The 24976-nt window shown below is 65.2% G+C and carries 21 protein-coding genes; 7 read left to right on the forward strand and 14 right to left on the reverse strand.

Features of this window, described 5'->3' with window-relative positions:
• Positions 1-23 precede the first annotated feature (23 nt).
• The gene (locus IVA91_RS05830; RefSeq protein ID WP_247458424.1) at positions 24-2270 is read right to left on the reverse strand and encodes a DUF1522 domain-containing protein; all 2247 of its coding nucleotides are present in this window, start codon (positions 2268-2270) and stop codon (positions 24-26) included.
• A 321-nt stretch (positions 2271-2591) separates the two neighbouring features.
• Here IVA91_RS05830 and flbT point away from each other — a divergent pair, with 321 nt between their 5' ends.
• Complete coding sequence (flbT, locus tag IVA91_RS05835) at positions 2592-3032, forward strand: flagellar biosynthesis repressor FlbT (protein ID WP_247421873.1); 441 nt, start codon at positions 2592-2594, stop codon at positions 3030-3032.
• 104 nt (positions 3033-3136) lie between these two features.
• Here the strand turns inward: flbT and IVA91_RS05840 are convergent, their stop codons facing one another.
• The 8 genes from IVA91_RS05840 to IVA91_RS05875 form a co-directional block, all read right to left on the reverse strand.
• Entirely contained in the window at positions 3137-4636 is a 1500-nt protein-coding gene (locus IVA91_RS05840; protein WP_247458425.1) for an aspartate aminotransferase family protein, read from the reverse strand.
• A complete protein-coding gene (locus IVA91_RS05845) occupies positions 4633-5856 on the reverse strand; it encodes a hypothetical protein (RefSeq protein ID WP_247421879.1) in 1224 nt (407 codons plus the stop codon). Before IVA91_RS05845 ends, IVA91_RS05840 begins: the two co-directional genes overlap by 4 nt.
• Positions 5857-5866: 10 nt before the next feature.
• Entirely contained in the window at positions 5867-6652 is a 786-nt protein-coding gene (locus IVA91_RS05850; protein WP_247421882.1) for a hypothetical protein, read from the reverse strand.
• Between the two features lie 71 nt (positions 6653-6723).
• Positions 6724-8607: a flagellar protein gene (locus IVA91_RS05855; protein ID WP_247421884.1), complete on the reverse strand. Its 1884-nt coding sequence runs from the start codon at positions 8605-8607 to the stop codon at positions 6724-6726.
• Positions 8608-8628: 21 nt separating this feature from the next.
• Positions 8629-10512, reverse strand: a complete 1884-nt coding sequence (flgK, locus tag IVA91_RS05860) for a flagellar hook-associated protein FlgK (protein WP_247458426.1) — start codon at positions 10510-10512, stop codon at positions 8629-8631.
• Positions 10513-10546: 34 nt separating this feature from the next.
• Positions 10547-12808, reverse strand: a complete 2262-nt coding sequence (locus tag IVA91_RS05865) for a flagellar hook-basal body complex protein (RefSeq protein ID WP_247278680.1) — start codon at positions 12806-12808, stop codon at positions 10547-10549.
• Between the two features lie 178 nt (positions 12809-12986).
• Complete coding sequence (msrB, locus tag IVA91_RS05870; protein WP_247421890.1) at positions 12987-13499, reverse strand: peptide-methionine (R)-S-oxide reductase MsrB; 513 nt, start codon at positions 13497-13499, stop codon at positions 12987-12989.
• An 87-nt stretch (positions 13500-13586) separates the two neighbouring features.
• Entirely contained in the window at positions 13587-15044 is a 1458-nt protein-coding gene (locus tag IVA91_RS05875) for an FAD-binding oxidoreductase (RefSeq protein ID WP_247421893.1), read from the reverse strand.
• A 92-nt stretch (positions 15045-15136) separates the two neighbouring features.
• Between IVA91_RS05875 and IVA91_RS05880 the strand changes: the two genes are divergently transcribed.
• The 4 genes from IVA91_RS05880 (at position 15137) to IVA91_RS05895 (ending at position 16760) form a co-directional block, all read left to right on the forward strand.
• Positions 15137-15673, forward strand: a complete 537-nt coding sequence (locus tag IVA91_RS05880) for a histidine phosphatase family protein (RefSeq protein WP_247458427.1) — start codon at positions 15137-15139, stop codon at positions 15671-15673.
• Between the two features lie 49 nt (positions 15674-15722).
• Complete coding sequence (locus tag IVA91_RS05885) at positions 15723-16148, forward strand: universal stress protein (RefSeq protein WP_247278684.1); 426 nt, start codon at positions 15723-15725, stop codon at positions 16146-16148.
• A gap of 90 nt (positions 16149-16238) precedes the next feature.
• Entirely contained in the window at positions 16239-16379 is a 141-nt protein-coding gene (locus tag IVA91_RS05890) for a hypothetical protein (protein WP_247458428.1), read from the forward strand.
• Positions 16380-16394: 15 nt separating this feature from the next.
• Entirely contained in the window at positions 16395-16760 is a 366-nt protein-coding gene (locus tag IVA91_RS05895; RefSeq protein ID WP_247458429.1) for a hypothetical protein, read from the forward strand.
• A 482-nt stretch (positions 16761-17242) separates the two neighbouring features.
• On the opposite strand, the gene IVA91_RS05900 is transcribed toward IVA91_RS05895, so the two are convergent.
• Positions 17243-17479: a DUF1127 domain-containing protein gene (locus tag IVA91_RS05900; RefSeq protein WP_247300137.1), complete on the reverse strand. Its 237-nt coding sequence runs from the start codon at positions 17477-17479 to the stop codon at positions 17243-17245.
• 182 nt (positions 17480-17661) lie between these two features.
• On the opposite strand from IVA91_RS05900, the gene IVA91_RS05905 reads away from it, so the two are divergent.
• Entirely contained in the window at positions 17662-19005 is a 1344-nt protein-coding gene (locus IVA91_RS05905; protein WP_247458430.1) for a PLP-dependent aminotransferase family protein, read from the forward strand.
• A gap of 8 nt (positions 19006-19013) precedes the next feature.
• Here the strand turns inward: IVA91_RS05905 and IVA91_RS05910 are convergent, their stop codons facing one another.
• On the reverse strand, positions 19014-19595 hold the full coding sequence (locus tag IVA91_RS05910) for a hypothetical protein (protein WP_247458431.1): 582 nt from the start codon (positions 19593-19595) through the stop codon (positions 19014-19016).
• Between the two features lie 77 nt (positions 19596-19672).
• Between IVA91_RS05910 and IVA91_RS05915 the strand changes: the two genes are divergently transcribed.
• Entirely contained in the window at positions 19673-20107 is a 435-nt protein-coding gene (locus IVA91_RS05915) for a hypothetical protein (protein WP_247458432.1), read from the forward strand.
• Between the two features lie 4 nt (positions 20108-20111).
• On the opposite strand, the gene IVA91_RS05920 is transcribed toward IVA91_RS05915, so the two are convergent.
• The 3 genes from IVA91_RS05920 to IVA91_RS05930 all read right to left on the reverse strand — a co-directional run bounded on the left by IVA91_RS05920 (position 20112) and on the right by IVA91_RS05930 (position 24751).
• A complete protein-coding gene (locus IVA91_RS05920; RefSeq protein ID WP_247458433.1) occupies positions 20112-22511 on the reverse strand; it encodes an EAL domain-containing protein in 2400 nt (799 codons plus the stop codon).
• Between the two features lie 112 nt (positions 22512-22623).
• Complete coding sequence (locus tag IVA91_RS05925) at positions 22624-24033, reverse strand: MFS transporter (RefSeq protein WP_247458434.1); 1410 nt, start codon at positions 24031-24033, stop codon at positions 22624-22626.
• Between the two features lie 211 nt (positions 24034-24244).
• Positions 24245-24751 (reverse strand): ferritin-like domain-containing protein, encoded by a 507-nt coding sequence (locus IVA91_RS05930; RefSeq protein WP_247278692.1) that lies wholly within the window; start codon positions 24749-24751, stop codon positions 24245-24247.
• Between the last annotated feature and the right edge of the window lie 225 nt (positions 24752-24976).

The raw sequence follows: 24976 nt of genomic DNA on the forward strand, positions 1-24976 counted from the left end.
TATCCAGTTAGTTCAGTCGCTTATTAGCGGAGCAGCTGGAGCACGCTCTGCTGCGAGGTGTTGGCCAGCGACAGCGCGGAGACCGCGATCGACTGCCGGGTCGACAGTGCCTGGCTGTTCGCTGCCTCGACGTTAGTGTCGGCCAGCGTCAGGTTGGACGAGCCGGTCTGCAGCACGTTGATCAGGTTCTTGTTGAAGTCCTGACGGATCTGCACCACCGACAGGTTTGAGCCGAGCGCCGAGGCCTCCGAGCGCAGCGTGCTGGACGCGGCATTCAGATTGGTCAGCACCCGGTTGGTGGCAGCGTTGTCGATGAAGTCGACACCGACTGTCAGCGCGGCGAGACCCAAACCCTTCGAGTTGTAGGTCACGCCGGTGATGTTCAGGCTCGACTTGCCGGTTTCGTCGAACACCAGCTTGAGCTGGTCGCCATTCAAGAGGTTGACGCCGTTGAAAGAGGAGTCGACGGAGGTGGTGTCGATCTGGTTCAGGATGTTGTTGTACTGCGACACCAGATTTGCGCGAGCCGACTGAGCCACCACGTCCTGGACCGGTGGGGAGGCGGTCGTGAACGTCAGCGTGCCGGTGATCGTACCGCCGATCGCGCCGCCAGCCGTCGCTGAACCAATCGTCGACGACGCGTAGTCGTTGGATGCCGTGATAGTGAGTTGACCGTTGGCATCGATCGTCGCGGCCAGGTTGTTGGCCTGAAGCGCGGTGTTGAGTTGATCGAGGGTCTTGACCGTTCCGTTGGTGCCGTCGCCGAAGGTGACGTTGACCGCCGTACCGCCGTTGAAGGAGCTGAAGGTCAAGGTCTTGCCGTTGATGCCGCCGGTGCCGGAGGTGCGGGCCGCGGTGAACGCCGAGGACGTACCGGTGTTGCCGGCAAGACCGAGCGCGGACAGCGCGTTGCCGGTGCCGGTGATCGACAGGTCGGCATTGACGCCGGTGGACAGCTTGAGCTGGCCGGAGGCGTTGATCGACGAAGCCGTCTGACCCGAGGCGGTCGCAAGCGTACCGCCGCCGCTGCCGTTGAGCGTGAAGGTCTGCACGCCCGTGGCGAAGTCGATCGCCTTCAGCACGTCGGCGATCGTCGAGCTCTGCAGGTAGACCGTCGAGTTGCCGTTGCCATCGGTGACGACGTTACCCGACACGCCCTGGGTGGAGGCCAGCGAAGCCGCCGTCGGCGTCGGACCGTCCTTGAAGGTGATGACATGGCCATCGACGTTCAGGGTCGAACCCGACGAGATGAACGACGACAGGGTCGCCGAGCTCGTGGTACGGGCCGCCGTCGCAGTGACGCTGCCGGCGCCGGTCGCGCTGGTCAGGCCGAGCTTGTTGAGGATGTCGGCCTTGCCCGTTACGCTGAGGTCAGAACCGATCGTGCTCTTCAGGACGAGCGCACCGCCGCCGCTGACGGACGAGATCGTCTGGCCGCTGTTGACCGTCAGGGTCCCGGCAACGTTGCTCTGCACCCCGCTGGCGAGGTCGATGGCAGTCAGGACGTCGCCTACCGCAGCCTTCGTGCCCGAACCGAGATAGATCGTCACGTTACCGCTGGTGTTGTCCGTGTAGACGTTACCGGTCGTGATACCGGTGGCAGCGACCCGGGTCTGACCGGTCGGGGCGGTCGTGGGCACGTCGCCGGCGGCAAAGGTGATGGTCTTGCCGTTGACGGTGAACGTGTCGCCCGCGGCAACGCCGGCGTTGGCGTCGCCAGCGGTCGCTGTGCCGTTCAGCAGGCTCGCACCAGTGGTCGCAGCGTTGATGACGGTTCCCGTATTCGTGCCCTGAACGCCACCGAGCTTGGTACCGGACGCAGCAGCGGTTACACCGCCGGCCGCACCGCTGTAGAGCACGTTGCTCAGCGCATCCGCGCTGGTGTAGCTGGTCGTGCCACGCAGATCCGAAGCTGTCGCACCGGCGATCGTGGTGGAGACGTTGGACTTGGTGGAATAGCCGACGGTGGTCTGAAGCGCCTGGTTGGCGATCGACTTGGCGCTGTCGATCAGCTTCTGCAGCGAGGTGATGCCGGTGTTGGCAGCCTGCAGCACCTGCACGCCGTTGGCGATGCCGTCGAGCAGATTGTTGATGTCGCTGGCGCGGTTGTCGAGCGACTGTGCCGTGAAGAAGTTGGTGGGATTGTCCAGAGCCGAGTTGACGCTCTTGCCGGTCGACAGACGGTTCTGGGTGGTGGCGAGAAGATCGGCGGTGGACTGGAGAGAGAGCAGGTTCTGACGAACCGATGCGGAGAGGACGATACCGGACATGACACTGTTACCTTTCTGGTAAACGACGCTACTGTTACGCGTCAGCTTGGATCGAGATCGACCCAGCGACCGGCGGACCGTGGCGCCGAGACCTCTAACGAAACATGAAATGAAATCCGTGCTTTTGCCGGGCCGTGCGTGATTCGGGCGTGGAAGTTGCGCACATCGCCGCACCGCCACAACAGATACAACATTGATAATGTTGCACTTTCCCGCGCATACGCCGGCGATTTACAGCTCGTTAACTAATTCCGGGCGAGAATCACGCCCTGATGAGCCGCAACGAACGCTCGGTTACAAAAGCGTTGATGGAGAACAGGCATGGCCCTCAAGGTCGAGCTCAGACCGCACGAACGCATCATCGTCGGTAACTGCGTGATTACCAACACCGACCAGCGCGCCCGCCTCCTGATCGACGGCGACAACGTGCCGATCCTGCGCGAGCGCGACATCCTCACGCCGGAGACGGCAAACACGCCCGCCAAGCTGGTCTATCTGGCGGTCCAGCTCATGTACATCTCGCCGGATCCGCAGACCCAGCACGGCACCTATTTCAATCTGGTGCGCGACATCGTCACCGCGGTGCCGAGCGCCTGGCCGATCATCGAAGGCATCAACAACAACATCCTCAACGGCGACCTCTACCGGGCGCTGAAAGACGCTCGCAAGCTGATCGCTTATGAGGAGAAGCTGCGGGATCAGTTCGAAGCCACGCATCCGAAGGCCGAAGCGGACAAGGACAACGTCAGCACCGCCGCGTGACCACACGCGTTCGCGCTGCACGCCGCGCGAACGATCAAGCCGCGCGAACGACAACGGCCCCGGATCACCTCCGGGGCCGTTGTCGTCTCAGGCATGCATCGCTGCTAGAGCGCCGCGAGCGGCGGCGCCTCGACCTCAACCACTCCGTCGCCGCTCCGGCGTCCACCGAACTCCAGCACGGCCGCGACCAGCGCGTCGATGTCCCTCTCGTCGGTGCGGTGATTGACGATCGCGGCACGGATCGCAAACCTGCCGTCCAGCGTGGTGCTCGACGGTGCCGCGACGCCCGACTCCTGGATGTCGGCGACGATCTCGCGATTGACCGCATCATCGGCGCGATAGCGGAAGCAGACGATGTTGAGATTGACCGGCGCCAGCAATTCCAGCCGCGGCTCGGCCAGAATGCGCGCCTCCAGATATTTTGCAAGCGCGCAGCTTCGCGCGATCGCCGCACCGAGCCGATCGGTGCCGAACGTCTTCAGAGTGAACCAGGTCTTCAGCGCACGGAAGCCGCGCGACAGATCAGGTCCGAGATCGCAAGGCCAGACCGCACCCGCCGCAAGTCCCCTCGCCTCCCGGCGCAGATAGGCCGCGGGCTGCGCAAACGCCTGCCGATGCTGCTCGCCGTCGCGCACCAGCAGGAAGCCGGCGTCATAAGGCACTTGTCCCCATTTGTGGAAGTCGAGCGCAATGGAATCCGCGAGCTCGATGCCGCCAAGCAGCGGTGCGAGCTCGGGCGACATGATCGCGAGCGCTCCGAAAGCGCCGTCGACGTGAAACCAGATCCCTTCCTCGCGGCACAGCTCCGCGACGGCCTTGAGATCGTCGATCGCGCCGACGTCGACCGTGCCGGCCGATGCGACCACCAGGAACGGCTTGAATCCCACCTCGCGATCAACAGCGATCTGCGCGCGCAGCGCGGCAACATCGATGCGATGATCGGCATCGACACCGATCTTGCGTAGCGCGTCCGTGCCGAGCCCGGCAATATCCATCGCCCGCGAGATGCAGCCATGTGCGGCGTGCGACGTATAGGCCGTGAGCAGCGCGCCATCATTGCCGATACCGTGCTGGCGTGCCAGCGCGCCGAGCGCGTTCGTACGTGCCACTAGCACGGCCATCAGATTGGCCATCGACGTGCCCGTGACGAAGATGCCGCTCGCCTCGTCCGGAAACGCGAACAGGCGGCGCATCCACGCAATGATCTGGCGCTCGACCTCGATCGGCATGTGGTCGCGTCCGCCAAGATTGGCATTGAGGCCGGCTGCGAGCATCTCCGCGAGCATGCCGACCGCTGTGCCGCCGCCATGGACCCAGCCCATGAAGCCCGGATGGACGTTGCCGGTCGCATAGGGCTCGACATGCTCGACAAACTCGCGATAGACATCGGCGAGGCGGCTCGCCTGGCGCGGCACGTCGGCCTTGAACGCCGCGCGGACCTCGTCGGGGATCGGCTGCCAGACTGGACGCGCCCGGATGTTGGCGATGCCGTCGATCGCCTCGTCCAGCATGCGATGGGCCAGCGCGCGAAACTCGCTCCAGTCCTGCGGATCGAGCGAGGTGTGGGTGACCGAGCCGGGCGTGTTGCGGATGATCTCATTCATGCTGCGCTCTCCTTGCCCGCGCGCGCATGCCGCGACAGCATCGCCGTGAACGCCGCAAATATCTTGCGCATCTGCGGCGGCTTGTACGGAAACACGACCGGGGAATCCATGTTGTGCACGACAGCGGTGTTGTCGGCTTCGAAGACCAGGAGCTCACGGTCCTGGTTCTCGGCGCAATCGACGATGAAATAGTCGAGCCCGACGCGTCTGCTCATCTCCTCGAGCGCGCTCCTGTGGCGCACCGCGAAGGTGTGGTCGAAGCCGAGCATGAAGACGGCCTCCTCGGCCCGCTTCTCCTCGCTGAATGCCATGTAGGCGTTGAGATACCAGATGTCCCAGCGATCGGCGATCGCCATGTGGCAAGCGTAAGGCTTGCCGTCGACCATGGCGAGGCGATATTTGCGATAGAGCCCGTCGGGACTGACATAGTCGACGAAGCGTGCGACGAAGAAGTCCTCATCCTTCCGTTCGGCAAGATAGGCCGAGAGCGCTGCCGCATCAGCGACCTTCGCGAGCCCGACGCCGGCATGCGAGCCGCGCGGTCGCGCGATCATCGGAAAGTGCAATTCTTCCGCGATGGAATCGCAGGCGATCCGCCCCAGCGCGAGCTCCGACAATTGCGCGCGCGTGGCGTGGACGGTCGCCGGAATGTCAAGGCCGGGCACACCCGTCAGCAGCCGGTACAGCTTGTCGCGATCGAGGTTGCCGATGAGATCGGGGCGATTGAGCAGCGGCCGCGGCCAGTGTGGCGCGGCCTTCTCGATCAGCGCGAGCGCGTCCCGGCATTCCTCGGAGTCGGACGCAACCACGATGGAGACGTCGTGCTCGGGCAAGTTCTCCGGCAGACCGACGCCCTTGACCACGTAGAGGGTCAACAGCTCGATGTCGGACCCTTCGAGTAGGAAGTCGATCGGCGTGTTGCCGCCCATGTCGATGTCGGCTGCAAGCGCGAGTACGCGCAAGCCCGGCTTCGGGGCAGCGCTGGGCGTACGAAATAACTGATGGAAGGTCAGCACCTCCGACTGGATCGCAAGCCCCGCCTCCTTGTCGCCAAGGAGCTGGACGATCAGCGACAGATCCAGGCCTTCGCCCGCCTGTGCCGTCCCCTCTCTGATCCGGGCCACGAGCTGGTCGCGCAACGGCTGCAAATCGACGCCTTCGAAAGCCTGGCGCGTCAGCTGCGCAAAGCCGATGCGGTCGGCGTACGCGCCGGCGCTCATCCCGAAAGGCTCACGCCGCATCGGCCGCCGCCGCTGCGGGCGCCGGCGCGAATTGCGAGGCGATATCGCCGTGGAACACCGACGGTCCGACGTGATCGAGCGAACTCTGGATGTCGGCCCAGATCTCGCCGCCGATGTCGGTCCAGCGCTTGCAGAAGGCGAAGTCCTCGGAAAGATACGTTCCGGTCGCTGGATCGATCATGCATTCGAACAGCGCGAACCGGTTGCGGCTCGCCGCCAGCGTATCCTGCGAATGCTCGCGGAAGAATTGCAAGTTGGCGTAGTCGGGGTGGCGGCACATCGCTTCCAGCACGTGGCGCCGGATCATCAGGAAGCCGGTGCCGGCATAGCGCACGCGGGTGAAGCCGTTGACGACCACGATGCGCTCGGGATCCTCGATCTCCAGCACGTAATCGAGCGCGGCCGCCGGCACGTCAGCGCGGCCGGCCTCAATCGCACGCTTCGCCTTGTCCCAGTTGACCCGCTTGATCGGATAGCAGCCGGCGACGACGTCGGCGCCGCATTCGATCAGCCGGAACACCTGCTCCGGCTTGAAGCCGATGTCGGCATCGATGAACAGGAAATGCGTCACCTTGGGATCGTCCAGGAACAGTGCGACCAGATTGGCCCGCGCGCGCGTGATCAGCGCGTCGCCGTCGCGCAAGTGCACCTTGAGCTCGAGATTGGACATGCCGTGCACGGCGCGCTGGAGCGCGAAGATCGAGCTCGCATAGATGCTCGACACCTGCCCGCCGAAGCATGGTGTCGCCACCACCAGTTGTATCTTGTCCGGCATCCCCAGCTCCGCCCCGCTCCAGTCCTCACCAAGAGGTAAAGAGGCATGGTTAACGGCGCCTTAACGCGTCCTTACAGGAACTTGACGAGCGAGAGCTGCGCCAGGCTCGAGGTCACCTGGTAGGACGCCTGGAGCGCATTCTGCAGCGCCAGGATCTCGCTCGCGACCTGGTCCGGCGAGGCCGATTCCGCTTGGTCGATGATGGTCTGGAGCTGCGCCTTGGCCTGGGTCTGGCGCGTGGACGCATCCTTCATCGTGTTCTGGGCCATCGCGATGTCGGTCTGGATGTCCTCGATGCGCTGCTGCCCGGGCTGCTGGGTCAGCGCCTGCGTCACCCGCAGGCTCAGCGCGGAAACCTGCCCGCCCGAATATTGGCCGGTCGGCGAGGTCGAGAAGGTCCCGAACACCGCGATCGCCTGCAATTGCCGGCGGATCGCATCCTCATTCGCCTGGGCGCCATATTGCACCGTCACGGCATCGTCGACCCGCGCCATCGCGGTCGAGCGCGGCGAACCCGGCCCGTCATTGCCCAAGTACCATTTCACTGTATTGGCCGAGCCGTTCACCAGCGTGGTTGCCGAACTCGCCGGCGACGAGCCGACGCGCAGTGGCGGTTGCGTGGCGGTCACGGGCGTCGAACTGAAACCGAGCGAACTCAGCGCGCCCGTATTCGAGCTCGTGATGCTGAGGCTCGCCGCATCGTCCGTGTTGATCGTGATCGAGCCGCCATGGACGGTCGAGGGCTTCGATGTCCCCGTGATCTGGTCAATCCTGCTCAAGAGGGTCTGGATGCTATCGGTGACGTTGAGCTGGTTGCCGGACGCGCCGGAAGCGACGAAGGTCAGCGTGGTGCCGTTGATGGTGATGGTGTCGCCGGCGACGAAGCCCGGCGAGATCGAGTCCGAGGGGCTCGCGCCGGACAGTGCCGTCGCGCCGGAGACAGGGGCCGGCGGCGTCGCCTGGTTGTTGACGGGCGCGCCGATTGCAGAGCTCGCGCTGTTGAAGAAGTTGTCGCCGGCGACGACCGCGGATGCCGCCACCAGCGAGGTGTTGGCGAGCTTGGTGATCGCGGTGTTCAGCGCCGTGTTGAGGTTCGCGGCCGTGTTGTTCGGGTTGACGGGGACGCTCGCATCGATCGCGAAGCTGCCGAGCGGGGTCGGCGTCGCCGTCGAGGCGGTCAGGTCGATCTGCTCGATCGTGCCGTCCGGCAGCGTGAACTGGACGCTCAGCTTGTCGCCGTTGTTCGGGTTGACGCCGTTGAGATCGACCGAGAACGACACCGGCGAGCCGCTCGGGCCGGTGACGGTCGCACCGGTCAACGTCGAGGAGACCGACTTGATCTTGAGCCCGAACGGTGACCCGGCGGCGTCTTCCGCGACTTGCACCGAGCTCAGCGTCGGCTGCGTCTGCACCAGACGGCCCATGCCGTTGGCGCCGAGGTCGGCGGCTTGGCGCTCCGCCATGACGGTCTTGAACCCCGCCTGCGTCGTGGTGCCGTTGATGATGTCGCCGGCATCGGCGACCGATTGGGTGTTGACGGCCGTTCCGGAGAACAGATAGCGGCTGCCGGTCTGCGTGTTGAGAACGCCGACCATCGAGCCGAACTGGGCGGCCGCGGTGTTCTGCGCGACCGTCTGGCCGTTGACGTTGAGATCCTGCGCGGTAGAGGCCGAGCCCGTCTGCACCGTGCTGCGGATCTTCGTCAGCGACTGCAGGGCGGTATTGGCGAGGTTGATGCTGACATTGACGTTGGTGATCGTGTCGGTATAGGCGGCGATGTTGGAGAGCTGCGCGCGCCCGGCGATCGCAAAACCCTCGTTGGTGCCCATGCCGGAATAGTTCTGCGACAGCTTGCCGGTCGAAAGCTGCGTCGACAGATCGGTGAGCTGCTGATTGATGTTGCGGATCTGCGAGCCCAGAACCGACGACGAGTAGTTGATGCTGCTGATCGACATGTTTCAGAGCCCTGTTACTTGTTACCCTTGAGCCTGGAGCAACGTGTTCATCATGCTCTGCACCACCGACATGACGTGGGCGTTGGCGGCATAGGCATTCTGAAGCTGGATCAGGTTCGACATCTCCGAGTCCAGGTTGACGCTGGAGGTCGAGTTGAACTTGGCCTGGAGCGTCGAGACCACGACGCTCTGGCCCTGCTGGAGCTGGGTCGCCTGGGTCGCGGCATTGGCCTGCACGCTCAGGAACTGCTGGAGGTAGTTCGAAACGCTGCCGGTGAAGGGCTGGCTCGCCGAGCCGAGCCCGCTCTGCGGCGAATAGGAGAACACGGCATTGGTGAGCTGGGAATAGAGATAGTCCGAACGCGTGGTGTCGCCCGCGGGCGTCACCGGCGAGGTGTTGTAGACCGACAGCCGGGTCGGATCGGAAACCAGCTGCGTGTTCACGGCGATGCGTCCGGCAAGGCCGGTCATCTGCGAACCCGACGCGGTGATCGCGCCGGTGTAGAGCGCCTGGCCGCCGTCGGTGAACAGCGGCAGTTGCGGGTTGCCCGAGGTCAGCGACGAGATCGTCTTGGTGGTCGAGGCCGAATTGACCTTGGCAAGGCCGGTGTTGTCGTCGGCTACCCGCAGCGTCGTGGCCGTCGCCGGCGACGGGGCGGCGGCGAACGACAGATGCGTGCCTGATAGCGCGGTGTTGAGCGCAGAGGCGATCGCGCCCATGCCGCCGGCGAAGTTGATGCCGATCCGCATCGGGTTGGCATTCGTCGCGTTCTGCAACGGCAACGCGGCCGGATCGGTCACGTTGACCAGCGTGATCTGGCGCTGCGTGTTGGTGGTCGTGTCCGTGTAGGTGATGTTGACGGTGTTGCCCGGCGCCGCACCGGCGAGGTCGAGATCGAATCCGGCCGGCGGACCGGAGACCGTGCTGCCGGCCGTGGTCTTGTCGGACAGCGCGCTCGACATCGTGGCGGCGAGCTGGTCGATCTGGTTCTGCGCCTGCACCAACGTCTGGTCGCGCAGCTTCAGGTCAGCCGCGATCTGGCCGGAAGACACCACGTTGTTGGCGACGACGTCGACCTGCGAGCCGTTCGGCAGCTTGATGTTGAACGCGCCGACGCCGGACTTGGCCGGATCGATGTTGTAGAGCGAGGTCGCCGACAGCGCGCCCGCGGACGCAAAGGAGAATTCCGAGGCGAGCCCGGCGCCGACGAGCTGAATCCCGGTCGTGGTGTAGATGTTGGCCTGGTTCGAGCCGTCCGTCGTGACGCGGACGTCGACATATTTCGACAGCGTGTTGATGGCCTGGTCGCGCTGATCCATCAGCGTCGCGGCGGAGGGATCGTTGGCCGACAGGCCCTGGAGCCTGGTGTTGATCTCGGCGATCTGCTGCATTGCCGCGTTGGCGGCTTGCGCCGAAGTGCCGAGATCCTGCTCGACGTTGGAGCGCAGCGACTGGATGCCTTTGGTCGTGACATTGAGCTGCTGTGCCAGCGCCTGGGCCGCGCCGAGGGCCACGGTCTGCGCCGACGACGCGCCCGAGCTTGTCGACAGCGCCTGCAGCGCCGTGGTGAAATTGTTCAGCGCAGTTTCGAGCGTGCCGGAATTGCCGGGCGTGCCATAGACATTCTGAAGCTGCTTCAGGATGTTGGCCATCTGGTCGGCGTAGCCGCTGCCACCGGTCTCGGTCCGTAGCTGGTTCAGCACGTAGCTGTCGAGCTCGCGGCTGACACCGGTGGTCATCGCCGTCGAGCCGAAGTCGCCAGTGGTTACCTCGATCTGGTTCGGCGTCTGGACGACGTAACCCGGCGTCTGCGAATTTGCGACGTTCGAGGAGACGATCGAGAGCGCGGCCTGGTTGGCACGCAGACCGCTCATCGCACTGGCGAGGGCCGAACTCAAACCCATGTTACTAGCCGCCTTTGGTTACGTTACGCGCCGATCAGCGCAACACGTTCAAGAGGTCCTGCACCATCGAATTCGCGGTCGTGATCACCTTGGTGTTGGCCGAATAGGCCTGCTGGGTCACGATCAGCTTGGTGAATTCGTCGGCGATGTCGGTGTTGGATCCCTCCAGCGACGAGCCGCTGATGGTGCCCGAAGCGCCATCGATGGCGTCTCCCGACTGTTCAGTCGCGGCATAAGCGCCGCCGTCGAGCGCCTTCAGATAGTTTGTGCCGTTGAAATGCGACAGCTGGACCTGAGCGAGGTTGAGGTTCTGGCCATTCGAGAAGGTTCCGACCACGATGCCATTGTTGTTGACGGCAACCGAGCGGAGCTGACCGGCGGAATAGCCGTTCTGGGTGATGGTGTTGATGGTCACCGCGCCGCTCGTGCTGGCATATTGCGTTAGCCCGCCCGAGGAGATGTTGAAGGCGACGGAGCCGAGCGACTGGCCGCTCACGCTGACATTGTTGATGGTGATGCCCGAGCCGCTCGGCGAGGTCAGCGAGCCGTCCGAGGCAAAAGTGAAGGCCTGGCCGGTATTGACCCAGCCGACCGTCGTGCCGGTCGCATTCGGGTCGGTCTGGTAGAACAGGTTCCAGGTATCGGAATGGCCCGCGCCCAGCGAAGCGCTGTCCGTCTTGGCCCAGCGCAATTGCAGATTCACCGGCGTGCCGGCGGCGTTGTAGGCGGTCACGGCACCGCCGCTGATCGATTCCTTGGTGAAGGTGGCGATGTCGTTGCCGATCACACCGCCGGTGCCGGCGGTGCCGCCGCCGTCGCGATTCTTGGTGATGGTCGAGGTGAAGCCGAGCGCGGCAAAGGCCGCGCTGTTCGAGCTCGACACTGTGAGATTAGAGACGGTGCCGGTATTCAGCGTGATCACGCCACCGCTGCTCACCGACGACCCCGACCCGCCGGAGAGTGCGTCGATCTTGCCGAGCAGGGTCGTGATGTTGTCGGTGATGTTGATCTGGTTCGGACCCGAGGCACCCGAGGCGACGAACGTCAGCGTCTGACCGTTGACGGTGATCGTGTCGGCGGGCGGGCCTGCGGAAAAACCCGACGAGAGCACTTGCGCGCCGCCGGCGGTCGCCGTGCCGCTCAGCACCGTTGAGCCCGAGATCGCGGGCGAGGACAGCACGTTTCCGCCGCGCGTCACGCTGCTGATGCCGAGCGCGGTGGCTGCCGTACCGCTGCCCACCGCCACGTCGGTACCGGTACCGCTGGAGATCACGATGTTGCCGCTGGCGGAGAGCGACGCCGTGACACCGGCGCCGCCGGCGGTCTGGATCGCGTTCAGGATGTCCGCCACCGTAGCCGTCGTGCCCGCACCGAGACCGATCGTGGTGTTGCTGCCGACCGTCGAGACCGTCGTGCCGGCGTTGAAGGTGACCGTGTTGCCGTTAATGGTCAGCGTCTGGCCGCTCAGCGCGGTGAGAATGCTAGAGGCGAGATGCGTACCTACCGTGTTGTCGAGGGAGGTGGTGGTCGAAGCCACGGCGGACGAATTGTTCTGAAGCGCAACCGTGCCCGTGCCCGTGGTCGACGAGTAGGGCGAGCGGACGTTGCCGGTCGCCGCCGCGCCGGAAACTTTTGCGTTGGCATAGGGTGCCGGCGGTGTGCCGACGGGCAACGGGTTGGCGGCGAAGTCGGATGGGTTCAGTCCACCAGCCGCCAGCAGCGTGCCCGTCGCCGCCGTCGTGCTCGCCACCGTGTTCGGCTGCGTCGGCAGGTTCGCGGCGTACTGGATCGAGGTGGTCGCCTGCGCCGGAATGAAATTGTTCTGGAATTGCAGGACGGTCGCCACGTTGCCCTGCGGATTGCCCGTCTTCGGGTCGACCGTGACGCCCATCAGGTAATAACCGGCGCCATTGACCAGATTGCCGTTGGCATTGAGCTGGAAGTCGCCACGCCTGGTGTAGTAGGTGACGCCGCTGAACACCGGTACGTTGTCGACGACGCCGGTCGCCTTCTGGATCGAGAAGAAACCGTCGCCGGTGATCGCCATGTTGGTGGCGACGGTGGACGACGAGATCGTTCCCTGCGTCGTGATGGTGGCCTTGGCGTTGGCCGTCACGCCGCCTGCGACCTGCTTGCTCGGCACGGACGAGTCGGGAATGAGATCGACGAAGCTGGTGCCGATGCCCTTGTAACCGGTGGTCGATGAGTTCGCGATGTTGCCGGAAATGTTCTGAAGCGCGAACGACTGCGCCTGCAGGCCACCCACCGAGGTGTTCATTGCATCGAAGATACCCATAACTTTGTCTCCAAATCCGATCCCGGCGGCCGGTCGAGCCTGGCCGCAGTCGGAGGAGACAGTCGCAAAGGCTATGCCAATGCGGGTATCTTCAGGAAATCAACGACTTAAATCAACATGCCCCGGTCGGACGACCGGGGCACAATTGCCGGGCCGGCAACAATTGCCGGATCAAACTTCACGTCGCCGACGCCGCCGCGGGATGGAAGACCAGCCCGAAACCATCGATGCAATAGCGCAGTCCGGTCGGCTTCGGACCGTCGTCGAAGACGTGGCCGAGATGGCCGCCGCAGCGCCGGCAATGCACTTCGGTGCGGATCATGCCGTAAGCACGGTCCTCGGTCTTGCCGACATTGCCCTCGATCGGCTGGTAGAAGCTCGGCCAACCGGTGCCGCTCTCGAACTTGGTGTCGGAGCTAAACAACGGCAGGTCGCAGCCGGCGCAGGCGAAGATGCCCTTGCGATGCTCCTTGAGCAGTGGGCTGGAGCCGGGCCGCTCGGTGCCGTGATTGCGCAGGATCTCATATTGCTGCGGCGTGAGCTGGGCACGCCATTCGGCCTCCGTCTTCACGATCTCGAACTTTTCCGCGGCCTTCTCGCCAGCCTCGGCCGGCGATGCCCTCAGCCAGCGGAAGGCCGAAAGGCCGAACAACCCGGCGGCAGTCGATAGCAGGATGCGGCGATCAAACATCTCATTCTCCGTGCGGGAGCGTTCACGCCCTGAGATACGGGCTTCTGACGGCCGACGTTACACTTCCGGGCAGAATTATTCTCGGGTCTATTGCGAGACGCTGTCCTCCTGCGGGGCTGGTTCCGACGCCTGGGCCGCAGCTCGTGGCGGCGGTGCCGGCCGTGGCCGGACCCCGGGCGGCAGACGGCGCGGACCGGTGCCAGCCGCCCGGTTGGCTTCGGCGAGGCGCGCCTCGCGTTTCCCGTCCTTGACCCGCGCCCGCTCGCGGTAGCGGGCGAGCGAGCCGGCGGCCGCGGAACTCGCCCTGCCCCAGAGCCCGACCAACTGGCCCGCGACCCGTCCGGTCATCCCTCCCGCCCAGACCAGCTCGAAGGGCGAAAACAGGCGCCAGCGTTCATCACCCCGCAGGATGCTGCGCGCGATCAACTGTCCGGCCATGGCCGAGGTGTTCATGCCCTGGCGGCCGAACCCGCTCGCCACCCACAGGCCTTTGCGCAGTTGGCCGATCTGCGGCATGCCGTGCACCGTCTGGCCGGTGGCGCCGCCGAACATATCGGTGATCTCGACATTGCCGAGCTGGGGAAAAATCGTGCGGATCCGCCGCCTGACCGCGCCGGCGAAACGCTGCGGACGCGCCGCCCAGGTGGTCACCGGGCTCTCCCACATCAGCCGGTCGCCGTCGACGATACGGAAATGGTCGATGCCGCCAGCATCCATCACCGATCCTTTGAAGGCGGTGATCTCGTGCACGCGCTCGCCAAGCGGCGCGGTGATGCCGGCATAGCGCCAGACCGGAAGCAACGTCTCCGACAGGCGCCGCAGGGGCGCGCCGAGATGGATGTTGCCGGCGAGCACGATATGAGTCGCGCGCAGCCGCGCCGAGGGCGTGACGATGCGCTTGCGGATGCCGGAATGATCGATGCTGACGACCGGGGTATCCTCGAAGATGCTGGCGCCTGCCCGCCGCGCCAATGCCGCAAGGCCGTGCACATATTCGCGGCCGTCGACCTGGAACGCGCGGGGATAATGGATGCCGTGGAAGTAGCGATCGGTCTTGAGCGCTGCGCGGACGCGATCGACCTGCCAGCCCTCGACCTCGGTGTCGAAATCCTCGTGCAGCATCTGCAGCCGGCTGATCAGCCGGTCGCCGTCATCGACATTGGACACTTCCAGCGCGCCCTCGCGGAGGCCGATCCCCGGCATGTTCTCTTCGGTGGCGTTGGCGCGGACGAACTCGGCGCCCTGCTTCGACAGCGTCCACAATTCGCGCGCGTCCTCGAGACCGACGCGCTCGATCAGATCCGCGAGCGACAGTGCAAAGCCCGGCATCACGGTGCCGAGCTGGTTGCCGGAGGCGTTCCAGCCGATATGGCGGCCCTCGAGCACCGCGACGCTGGCCCCGAGCCGGGCCGCCTCCAGCGCGATGGAGAGGCCGGCAAGCCCCGCCCCGATCACGCAGATGTCGGCATCGAGATCGAACGTCAGCCGCGTCCGCTCGCGAAAGCCGGCTTCTTCCTGGGACACGCTTGTGAAAGTCTCGCTCATGTCGTTTCTTAACGGACCGATCGGGCGCTTGTCACCTTGTCCTCAACCCGCTCCTGTTGATTATCCTGGACGCGTAACGATTCGAGAATGCCATGCGCCGTTTGATGCTGCTGCGTCACGCCAAGACCGAGACCGACGCGCCGAGCGGCCGTGACCAGGATCGCCGGCTCGACGACCGCGGCCACAAGGATGCTGCGCAGATGGGCGACTGGATCGCCGCCCATCCGCCCTTCCCCGAGACCGTGCTGGTGTCGCATGCCGTCCGGGCCCGGCAGACCTGGGACATCGCCTGGGAGGCAATGAAGGACCGCGTCGCTGCGCCGCAGGTCGAGGTCCTGCCGGAACTCTATGCCGCCGATCCAGCGCAGATCCTGGACGCCATTCGCACCGCAACCGCCCCGGCCGACCCAAAGCAATTGCTGCTGGTCGGCCACAATCCCGGCATGCACGAGGTCGCGCTCATGCTGATGGGCGGCGGCGATCCGGCCGGCGCGAGGGCACTCGGCGACAACCTGCCCACCGCGGGGCTTGCGATCTTCGACTTTGACGTCAAGGATTGGGGTGACGTGGCCTACCGCCGCGGCAAACTGGTGCTGTTGGTCAGCCCCAAGCTGCTTCGATCGGGATGATCGCGCGACGTACCGCCAAGACGTGCTGACCGAAAGATTGGAGGCGCAGATGTTCAAGTCCATCCTCGTGCCCATCGACCTCGCCGACACCGATCTTGCCAAGCCGGCGATCGCGACCGCGGCGACGTTGTCGCAAACCTGGGGCGGCGTTGTACGCCTGCTCAACGTGCTGCCGATGACGCCGGTGATGCTGGCCGAATACGTGCCGGCCGATTTCGACGAGCAGCAGCGCCAGACCTCGGAAGAAGCGCTCGCCATCGTCGCGCGGGAGTCCGGGATCGAACCCTCCCGCATCTCCAGCGTGGTGCGCCAGGGCGGCATCTACCACGAGATCCTGGAGGAAGCGGTGCACATGAAAGCCGACCTGATCGTGATGACCTCGCACCGGCCGGCGATGCGCACCTATTTCCTCGGCTCCAACGCCGGGCACGTCGTGCGCTACGCCAAATGCTCGGTGCTGGTGGTCAGGCACTGAGCTCGGAGCAATGTCGTGAAGCAATGGTGGCGGAGATGGACCTAGGAGGTCCCGCTTGCGGTCGGCGACGCACTATGGGAGGTGCTGGTCGTGCGGCTGGCCGCGCTGCTGGACAGACTGACGGTGCGGAAGTTGATCGCCTCCATCCCCGTCGCGATCATTGTGCTGGCCTACTATCACAGAATCCCGATTCCGCCGGAGCTGATGCTGGTCGGCGACTTCCTCGCTTAAGTCGACATTTTCTCGGTGCTGTTCCTGGTAGGTATGCTGAGCCGCGCCACGACGGTCATGTTCTTCGTCAAACAAGCGGCAGCACGCGTCGCCCAGCTCACCGGCGGTCTCATCGCACATATGCAACGTCTCGATATCCGGCATCGACGTGAACGGGGCGCCTGGTCGAGACCACACCGCAAATCCGACCGGCCCGAGGACGACCTCACGGCCTTTGAGCGCGACCGGGCTCAGATCCAGCAACGGGCGGTTTTGCGAGAACCGCCCGTTTGCACATTCTGGCAGATTTCCCAGACACAAGAGCGCGACATAAGCCGTTCTAACCGTCCGCGCAGGGAAGGCCGGGATGTCTCGGGTTGCCCTATTTTCCGCTATGCATGAAGCACACGCAACCTGCTCTTGGCATGGCGGTCCATGGGAGCCAACCGGCTCCCGGTCTTCCCTGCCCTCTTTCAATTATGAGGGCAAGGCACCGAAGCAAAGCTCGGGCGAACAAGCCGCGAGGATGCGAAGGTGTGTCTGCCACCACACACTCGCTGTCATGGCCCGGCTTGCCGTCTTCGCTAACGCTTCGCCGGCCCAACACCGAAGAGCCCGGCGAAGCTTTAGCGTAGCCGGGACCGGGCGATCCGGTACGCCGAGACGGCAGTGATTGAACAGAGACGCCGCGGCGTACTGATTCCCCGCCGTGGCCTGTCATTGGGCTCGCCGAAGGCGAGACCCGGTGGCGGGGAATGACGGCTTCACCTGGAGAATCAGGCCGCCGCCTCTTGATCGTCATCGCGAGGAGCCCTTGCGACGCAGCGCGTCCGGGACACGCGAAGGGCGAACGCCGTCACCCACCCTTCGCCATTGTCATCGTCTCACAAATACCGCGTCAGCTCGGCCTTGAACTGCCCGTAGACGGCGTCCTCGATCTGGCTGCGCGTGATGCCGATATCGCGCAGGGCGCGGTCGTCGAGTTGGTTCAGCGTCTTGACGGCGGAGCGGCGCTCGAGGCGGTCGAACAGCGCATAGGTGGCGGCGACGAGCGTGCTGAAAAATCCGCGTGATGAGGAGGGGCGTAAACTCCGCTCGGCAGTTTGCGAGATCGTGGTCATTGTTCTTCTCCGGCATGCTGTCCCGCGCGGCGAAGCCGATGCCGTTGGCGCAGACGCTTCGAGCGCTTGCACCTCATTTGCCGTGGGATTGCTCTCGCTCTCCTCGGCTCGCGGAACTTGATGGAACTTAAATGCTTCAGTACACTGATCGGAGCAAGTAAAACATTGCTCTCGGTGCAATAATGTCCAAGTTCGAGTACGTGAAGCTCGCCGATGCGATTGCGGCCGATATCACTAACGGCACGTTAAGGCCTGGCGACCGGCTGCCGCCGCAGCGCAATTTTGCCTATGACCGCGGCATCGCGGTCTCGACCGCGAGCCGGGTTTACACCGAATTGCTCCGTCGCGGGCTCGTCGTCGGTGAGGTCGGCCGCGGTACCTTCATCTCCGGCGATGTCAGGCGCGAAGTCGAGACGATCAGGGAGCCCGTGGACGCGCGCATCAATTTCGAGGTCAATTATCCGCTGCTGCCGCAGCAATGGGCGATGATCGCCAAGAGCCTTGCAGGGCTCGAGCGCGTCGACGCGCTCGAATCCGCGCTGCGCGTCTCGACCAGCACCGGCACCAAGAGCGCGCGCGTTGCGGCCGCCGCCTACCTCGCACGCAAGGATTTCGCGCCGCAGGCCGAGCAGATTTTCTTTACCGCCAACGGCAAGCAGTCACTCGCGGCCGCGCTCGCAGCGCTCGTCCCCACCGGGGGCCGCTGCGGTGTCGAGGCGCTGACTTATCCTTACGTGAAGAGCATCGCCGCGCGGCTCGGCGTGACGCTGGTCCCGATCCCGATGGACGAGCACGGCGCGCGGCCCGACGCCATCCAGAAAGCGAATCGCGAAGCCCACCTGTCGGCGCTGTATCTCCAGCCCATCATCCAGAACCCGCTCGGCGTTACCATGAACGCAACGCGGCGCGCCGATATCATGCGCATCGCCGAGAAGCTCGATCTCACCATCATCGAGGACGCCGTCTACGGCTTCCTCGCCGACGACACGCCGCTCGCAGCGCTCGGGCCCGACCGCTGTATCGTGCTCGACAGCCTGTCCAAGAAGGTCGCGCCCGGCCTTGCGCTCGGCATCCTGGTCGCGCCGCCGCATCTGCGCGAGAGCGTGATGAGCGCGATCCGCACCGGCGGCTGGATCGCCTCCGGCCACGCGCTGGCGTCCGGGCAGCGGCTGATGGCCGACGGCACCGTCGCCGAGCTGACAAGGCTGAAGCGCATCGACGCCGCACGCCGCCAGCAGACCGCAGCGAGGCTCTTGGCCGGCTACCAGCTCGCCGCCGATCCGCGCGCCTATCATCTTTGGCTGACGCTGCCACCGCATTGGCGTTCGCAGACCTTCGTCGCCGCGGCAGCCCGGCGCGGCATCGCGCTGACGCCGTCCTCGACCTTCGCGATTGCTCATGGTCATGCACCGAATGCGGTGCGGCTCGCGCTCGCGCCGCCCTCGCCCGAGCAGCTCGATTCCGGCCTGCGCACGATCGTTTCGCTGCTCGGCACCAAGGAAGAGGATTTTGACTCGACGGAGTAGCGATCTATCTATGGCAGCAAGGACCGGGGTAGTTGATCGAAGCTGTAGCTCCGCGGCCGGTTGCGCCGGACGAAGCCGCCGACCTGCCAGGCGAACAGCGCGGCAAAGCCGAGAATGAACAGCGCGCCGGCGAACTCGCCGATCATCAGCGCGCGGATCAACAGCACCGCCATCGCCACCGTCAGCACCGCAAGGAAGACCAGCGCCGCCGCATAGGTCATGCGGCCGAGGCCCGCGCTCAGCGTCGCCCGGCTGCCGGCCTTGGCCATGCGTGCATGCAGCGCGACGATGAACTGGCGAAACCCGCTGTCCTGCGGCGCCATCAGCGCAGCCGTTTGCCAGCTCGTCGACAGGATCGCGATGCGCCCACCATCGGCGTGGCTGACGTCGGCGCGAAAGCGGTGCTGCTGCATCGACACTGGGCGGAACGACAGCCGGATCGCGCTGATCTCGTCATAGCGCCACAGCGCGGAGCGCCCGGCGATGTGCCAGGACAGGCCCTCATCCGTCAGCTCGAAACGGTGGGCCGAACCGATCAGCGAGGCCTTATAGGCATAGCTCGTGACTGCGTCAGCATCCGAAACCTGCATCTCGACATCGATCCGTCCGCGCGATCCCGTCAGCGCTCCGCTTGCGCGAACGCCCTCGCCCATCCTACAAGCGGGGCATGGCTGAGACGACCTTTTTTCCGCGCCGCCTGATTCTCGGCGCTGCCGTGATCTCCGGCGTGCTGCTCGCGCTCGCGGTGCATATGCTGGGCGCGCGCTACGGGCTCGACCTCGGCGGTCTCTGGCGCGCCGACACGCATGAGTTCATCCCGGCCGGCGCGGCGATCGCCTGGTGGCTGATCGCCACCGTCGGCTTTTCCGGCGGCTATTTCACGGCATCATTGATGCAGAGCGCCGTCTCCGGCCAGATCCCGCAACGGATGCGCCAATTCCTGATCGCGGTCGGCGTGCTGCTGCTCGCGGGCGCGGGCCAGGCGGCCTCGGCACCGAGCCCTATCCCAACGGTCTCGGGTGTCCTGGCCGGGCTCGCTGCGCTGTGCCTCGGCGCTGTGATGGCATTTTGCGGCGCGCATTTTGCGTTGCGCCGCGGCTAGGCCATCACGCCGACGCGCGTAGCCTCGGCCGGTCCAGCATGATCGCGATATCGGAAGCAGGCCGCGGCTTGCTGAACAGATAGCCTTGTGCCTGGGTACAGCCTTCACGCCGGAGCAGCTCGAGCTGCGCGTCGTTCTCGACGCCTTCCGCCGTGGTAACGATACCGAGGCTGCGGCCGAGGCCGGTCACAGCGCGGATGATCGCCATGGAATCCTCGCGCGTCGCCAGCTCCGACACGAACGAGCGATCGATCTTGATCTTGTCGAACGGGAAGCTGCGCAAATAGCTCAGCGACGAATAGCCGGTGCCGAAATCGTCGAGCGAGATCCGCACGCCCATCGCGCGTAGCTCGTGCAGGGTCGTCAGCGTCGCCTCGCTGTTCTGGAGCAGCACCGATTCGGTGATCTCGAGCTCGAGGCGGCGCGCATCAAGTCCCGAGAGGGCCAGCGCCTCGGTCACCGATGCGATCAGGTTCGGGCTCTTGAACTGCACCGGCGACAAGTTGACGGCGACGTCGACATCGTCGGGCCAGGTCGCCGCGTCGGTGCAGGCGGAGCGCAGCACGAACTCGCCGAGCTGAACGATGAGCCCGGTCTCCTCGGCCAGCGGGATGAAGCTGATGGGCGCGATCAGCCCGCGCTGCGGGTGGTTCCAGCGCAGCAGCGCCTCGAAGGCGACGACGCGGCCGCTCGCGACGTCACGGATCGGCTGATAATACGCCATGAACTCGTCGCGTTGCAGCGCCGCGCGCAGATCCATTTCCAGGAGGCGCCGCGCCTGCGCGCGCGCATCCATGCCGGTCTCGAAGAAGCGATAGGTGCCGCGGCCGTCCGCCTTGGCGCGGTAGAGCGCGAGGTCTGCGTTCTTCAGGAGCTCGTCCGGATGGCTGCCATCCTGCGGCGACAGCGAGATGCCGATCGAGACGCCGATCACGATCTGATGGTCGTCGATCTCGTAAGGCGCCGAGATCACCTCGACCAAGCGCCCGGCAAGCGATCTCGCAGCGGTTTCCTCGGAACGTCCGATCTGGACCACCGCAAACTCGTCGCCGCCGAGCCGCGCCACGGTGTCGTGCTCGCCGACGGTGGCCTTCAGCCTGCGGCCGACTTCCTTTAGCAGCGCATCGCCGATGGGGTGGCCGAGCGAGTCGTTGATGTCCTTGAAGTGATCGAGATCGAGACAAAGCACCGCGAGCTGGTCACCCGAATTGGTCCGGCGCAGCCCATGCTCGAGTTGTTCGTGGAACAGCACGCGGTTCGGCAGGCTGGTCAGCGCATCATGGCGCGCCATGTGCGAGATCTTGGCCTGCGCCTCCAGCCATTCGGTGATGTCCTCGAAAGTGGCGACCCAGCCGCCGCCCTGCATCGGCTGGTTGACCACCCGGATGGAGCGGCCGAACCGGTTGACGACGTCGGTCGTGGTGCGCCCCTCCCGCGCGTCGGCGACAAGGCGGGCGAAGAATTCATCCGCGTCGCCCTGCCACTGGCCCTTCGCCTGCTCTTCCCTAAGTACGTCGACCAAAAGGCGGCCCGTGAGCAGGATGTCGGTGCGACGGAGCATCGCGGCATAGCGCTCGTTGAACAGGATGATCTTGCCGTTCGCGTCGAACATGCACAGTCCTTGCGACATGTTCTCGAGTGCGCTGTCCAGCACGATCTGCTGGCGCCCCAGTTCGCCCTTGGCGCGGCGATCGAGCAGCGCGGCCACGAGCGCAATCGCGATGATCGCAACCGCAGCGCTGGCGGTGAGGAAGGACAGCGAGGCCGGCGGGATGGAGAGCCCGCTGATCGCGCGGGTCGGGTCCGGCGTCAGCAGCACCGCGCCCATCGCGGTGAAATGATGCGCGACGATGGCAAGCGTCAGCAGCGCAGTCGCGCTGAGCGCATGGGAGAGGTCGTCGCGCCGCGCGGCGATGAACAATGCGAAGCCCGCAAAGACGATTCCGAACAGCACCGAGGCGGCAACCGTGCTTCCGATCCAGGCCACGCGCGCCGGAATCTCCAGCGCCGCCATGCCGGTGTAGTGCATCGCCGCGACACCAGAGCCGACAATCGCGCCGCCGAGGGCGATCCACACCGGGCGCGAGGACGATACCGCGATGCTCAGCCCCACGAAGGTCACGGAGATCGCAAGGATCAAAGAGAGGAGCGTTACCGGGATGTTGTAGGCGCCGGCACCGCCCGGCCCGTAGGCGAGCATCGCGATGAAATGCGTCGCCCAGATACCGCATCCGCTGACGACGGCATCCAGGGCGATCCAGACCAGACGCCCGGGCCCCTGCGTCGCGCGTGCGCGTTGAAACAGGCTGATTGCCGCCGCGCTGGCGAGCAGACACACCGCAGCGCCAAGCGCGACCAGTCGCCAATCGTGCTCGTCGGTGAGACAGAAGAGAACTTGATACATCGCCGGCCCCTATCGACCGGCACTTGAGCCGACAGAGATGGAAGATTGGTAACTGGCTCCAAACCTGCTCCGGGAATGGTGAATGGGAGATGTGTGCGTTCGCTCGCATTGTTCATCCTCGCGCCGGCGCGCCGACGCCGATAACGGCGGCGGCGATCAGCAAGACCGCCGCCGAAATGACCAGCGACAGATGCAGTCCGGTCATGAACGCACGGTCAGACGCCACCAGCGAACCGAACAGAGCAACGCCGAGCACACTGCCGGTCTGCCGCGTCGCGTTCAGGACGCCGGCCGCGATGCCGGAACGCGCCTTCTCGACGCTGCCGAGCAGCGTTGACGTCAGCGGCGGCACCAGTAGGCCGAGCCCGCCGCTGATCGCGATCGTCTGCGCGCAGATCGCCCAATAGCTGGTCCCGGCTTCGATCCAGAGCAGGCCGAGACAGCCGATTGCCGAGATGCAGGCGCCGAGGACGATGGTCGGGCACGGGCCGATGCGCTCGGCCAGGCGCGGCGCCAGCAGATTGACCGGCAGAACCGCCGCCATCATCGGCACGAAGGCAAGCCCGGTCCACCATGCCGACAGCCCGTTGATCCTCTGGAAATACAGGCTGAGCACGAAGATCAGGCCGTAGATCGCGATGTTCACCAGCAGTCCCACGAACGAGGTCAGCGTGAACAGCCGCTGGCCGAACAATGACAGCGGCAGCATCGGCTGCGCCGCCCGGCTCTCACGCCAGACAAAGAGCACGGCGAGAATGATGGCTCCGACAAAGGCTGCGATCACGGCCGGATGGTCCCAGCCGAGCGCCCCGCCTTCGATGATTGCTCCGGCAAGCGCGCCCAGCGCACCGATCGCGGCCAGCTGGCCAGGCAGATCGATCTCGCGCGAGCGCGCCCGCGTGGCCTCGCTGGCATAACGCCAGCTCAGCCACAGGCCCGCGAGCCCGATCGGCAGATTGACCAGGAAGATCGCGCGCCAGCCGACCAGCGTGATCAACGCGCCCCCGACAAGGGGGCCGGCGGTGAGTGCAAGGCTTGCTCCGGCGGCCCAGACCGCGACGGCGCGGCCGCGCTCGCGGTCGTCCGCATAGGCATGATTGAGCAGGGCAAGAGAATTCGGCACCAGGATCGCCGCCGCAAGGCCCTGAACCAGCCGTGCTGCGATCAGCACGACCGCATTGGGCGACAGCGCACAGGCGAGCGAGGCCGCGGTGAAGATGGCGAACCCCGCCATGAAGACGCGCTTGGCGCCGATCCGGTCACCCAGCGCACCGGCCGTGAGGATGAAGGCGGCAAACGCGATGGTGTAGGCGCTGACCACCCATTGCAGCTCGGCGACCCCGCCGCCGAGCGCCCTGCCCATTGCATCGAGCGCGGTGTTGACGATGGTCACGTCGAGCTGCACCACGCCATAGCCGAGGCTCATGGCGGCAAGGGTGAGGGAGGTTGCAAGATGCGAGCGGGCCCGCGGCGCAGCACTCGCGTTGTCTAAGGTTCGGTGTTTGATAATGTTTGCTCGCATGCTGCCACCTCGCTTGCAGCCCCATGCGAAATATACCCATCCGGCGTGCCGTCATGTTTCGACAATGGCCGAATGATGGATGTGGCTGTGCCCGGCCGCCACCCATAAAGTGCATCGCCCGTCTTGTGCGCAGTGGCGCACTGGGATGACGCCGGAAATAAGACGCCGCGCGGACCATCGCGCGGCGTCGTCGTCTTAGCTCCGTCTTGCCTCAGCTTGCCGCGCGCAGATTCACCTTGCTCTCGGCGAGCGTCGTCAGCTTCTTGTCGGTCGCCTTCTCCTCCTCAAGCGTCTTGGCGAGCACCGCCGCGCAATCATTGCGGCCGAGCTGCTTGGCCCAGGCGATCAGGCTGCCGTAGCGGGCGATCTCGTAATGCTCAGCGGCTTGGGCCGCATTGATCAGCGCCGCGTCGAGCACGGCCTTGTCGGCAACTTCGCCCGCCGTCTCGTCGGCTTCCTCGATGATGCCGTCGATCGCCGGGCAGTCGATCGCCTTCACGGCGACGCCGTGCATCTTGAACACTTCCTCGAGACGCGCCACGTGCTGCTTGGTTTCTTCAAGGTGCGTCAAAAAGCCCTGTTTCAGCTGCGGATCGGTGGCCTTGCTGGCCATTTTCGGCAGCGCCTTGGTGAGCTGCTGCTCGGCGTAATAGACATCCTGGAGCTGGTGCACGAACAGGTCGTTCATGGTTTTGATGTCTTTTGTGAACAGTCCCATCGTTCCGGTCCTCTCGGTTCGGGAACACGACGGGCATCGGCCTGCAAGAAAGGCCGCCTGTTCCGCCATGTCCGGTTGCTGATGGGGCCTAACGAGCACGCGGCACCGACGTTCCAAAACACCCGCCGCTTGCGCTGGAACAATGCCGACGGCGCCAGGATTTGAAACCATCCTCCTTAAACACGAATGCGCTTTCCGAACCGCACGTCACGACTCATATGCTTA

Origin of the sequence: Bradyrhizobium sp. 153 (genome assembly GCF_023073835.1) — a bacterium.
Taxonomy (GTDB): Bacteria; Pseudomonadota; Alphaproteobacteria; order Rhizobiales; family Xanthobacteraceae; genus Bradyrhizobium.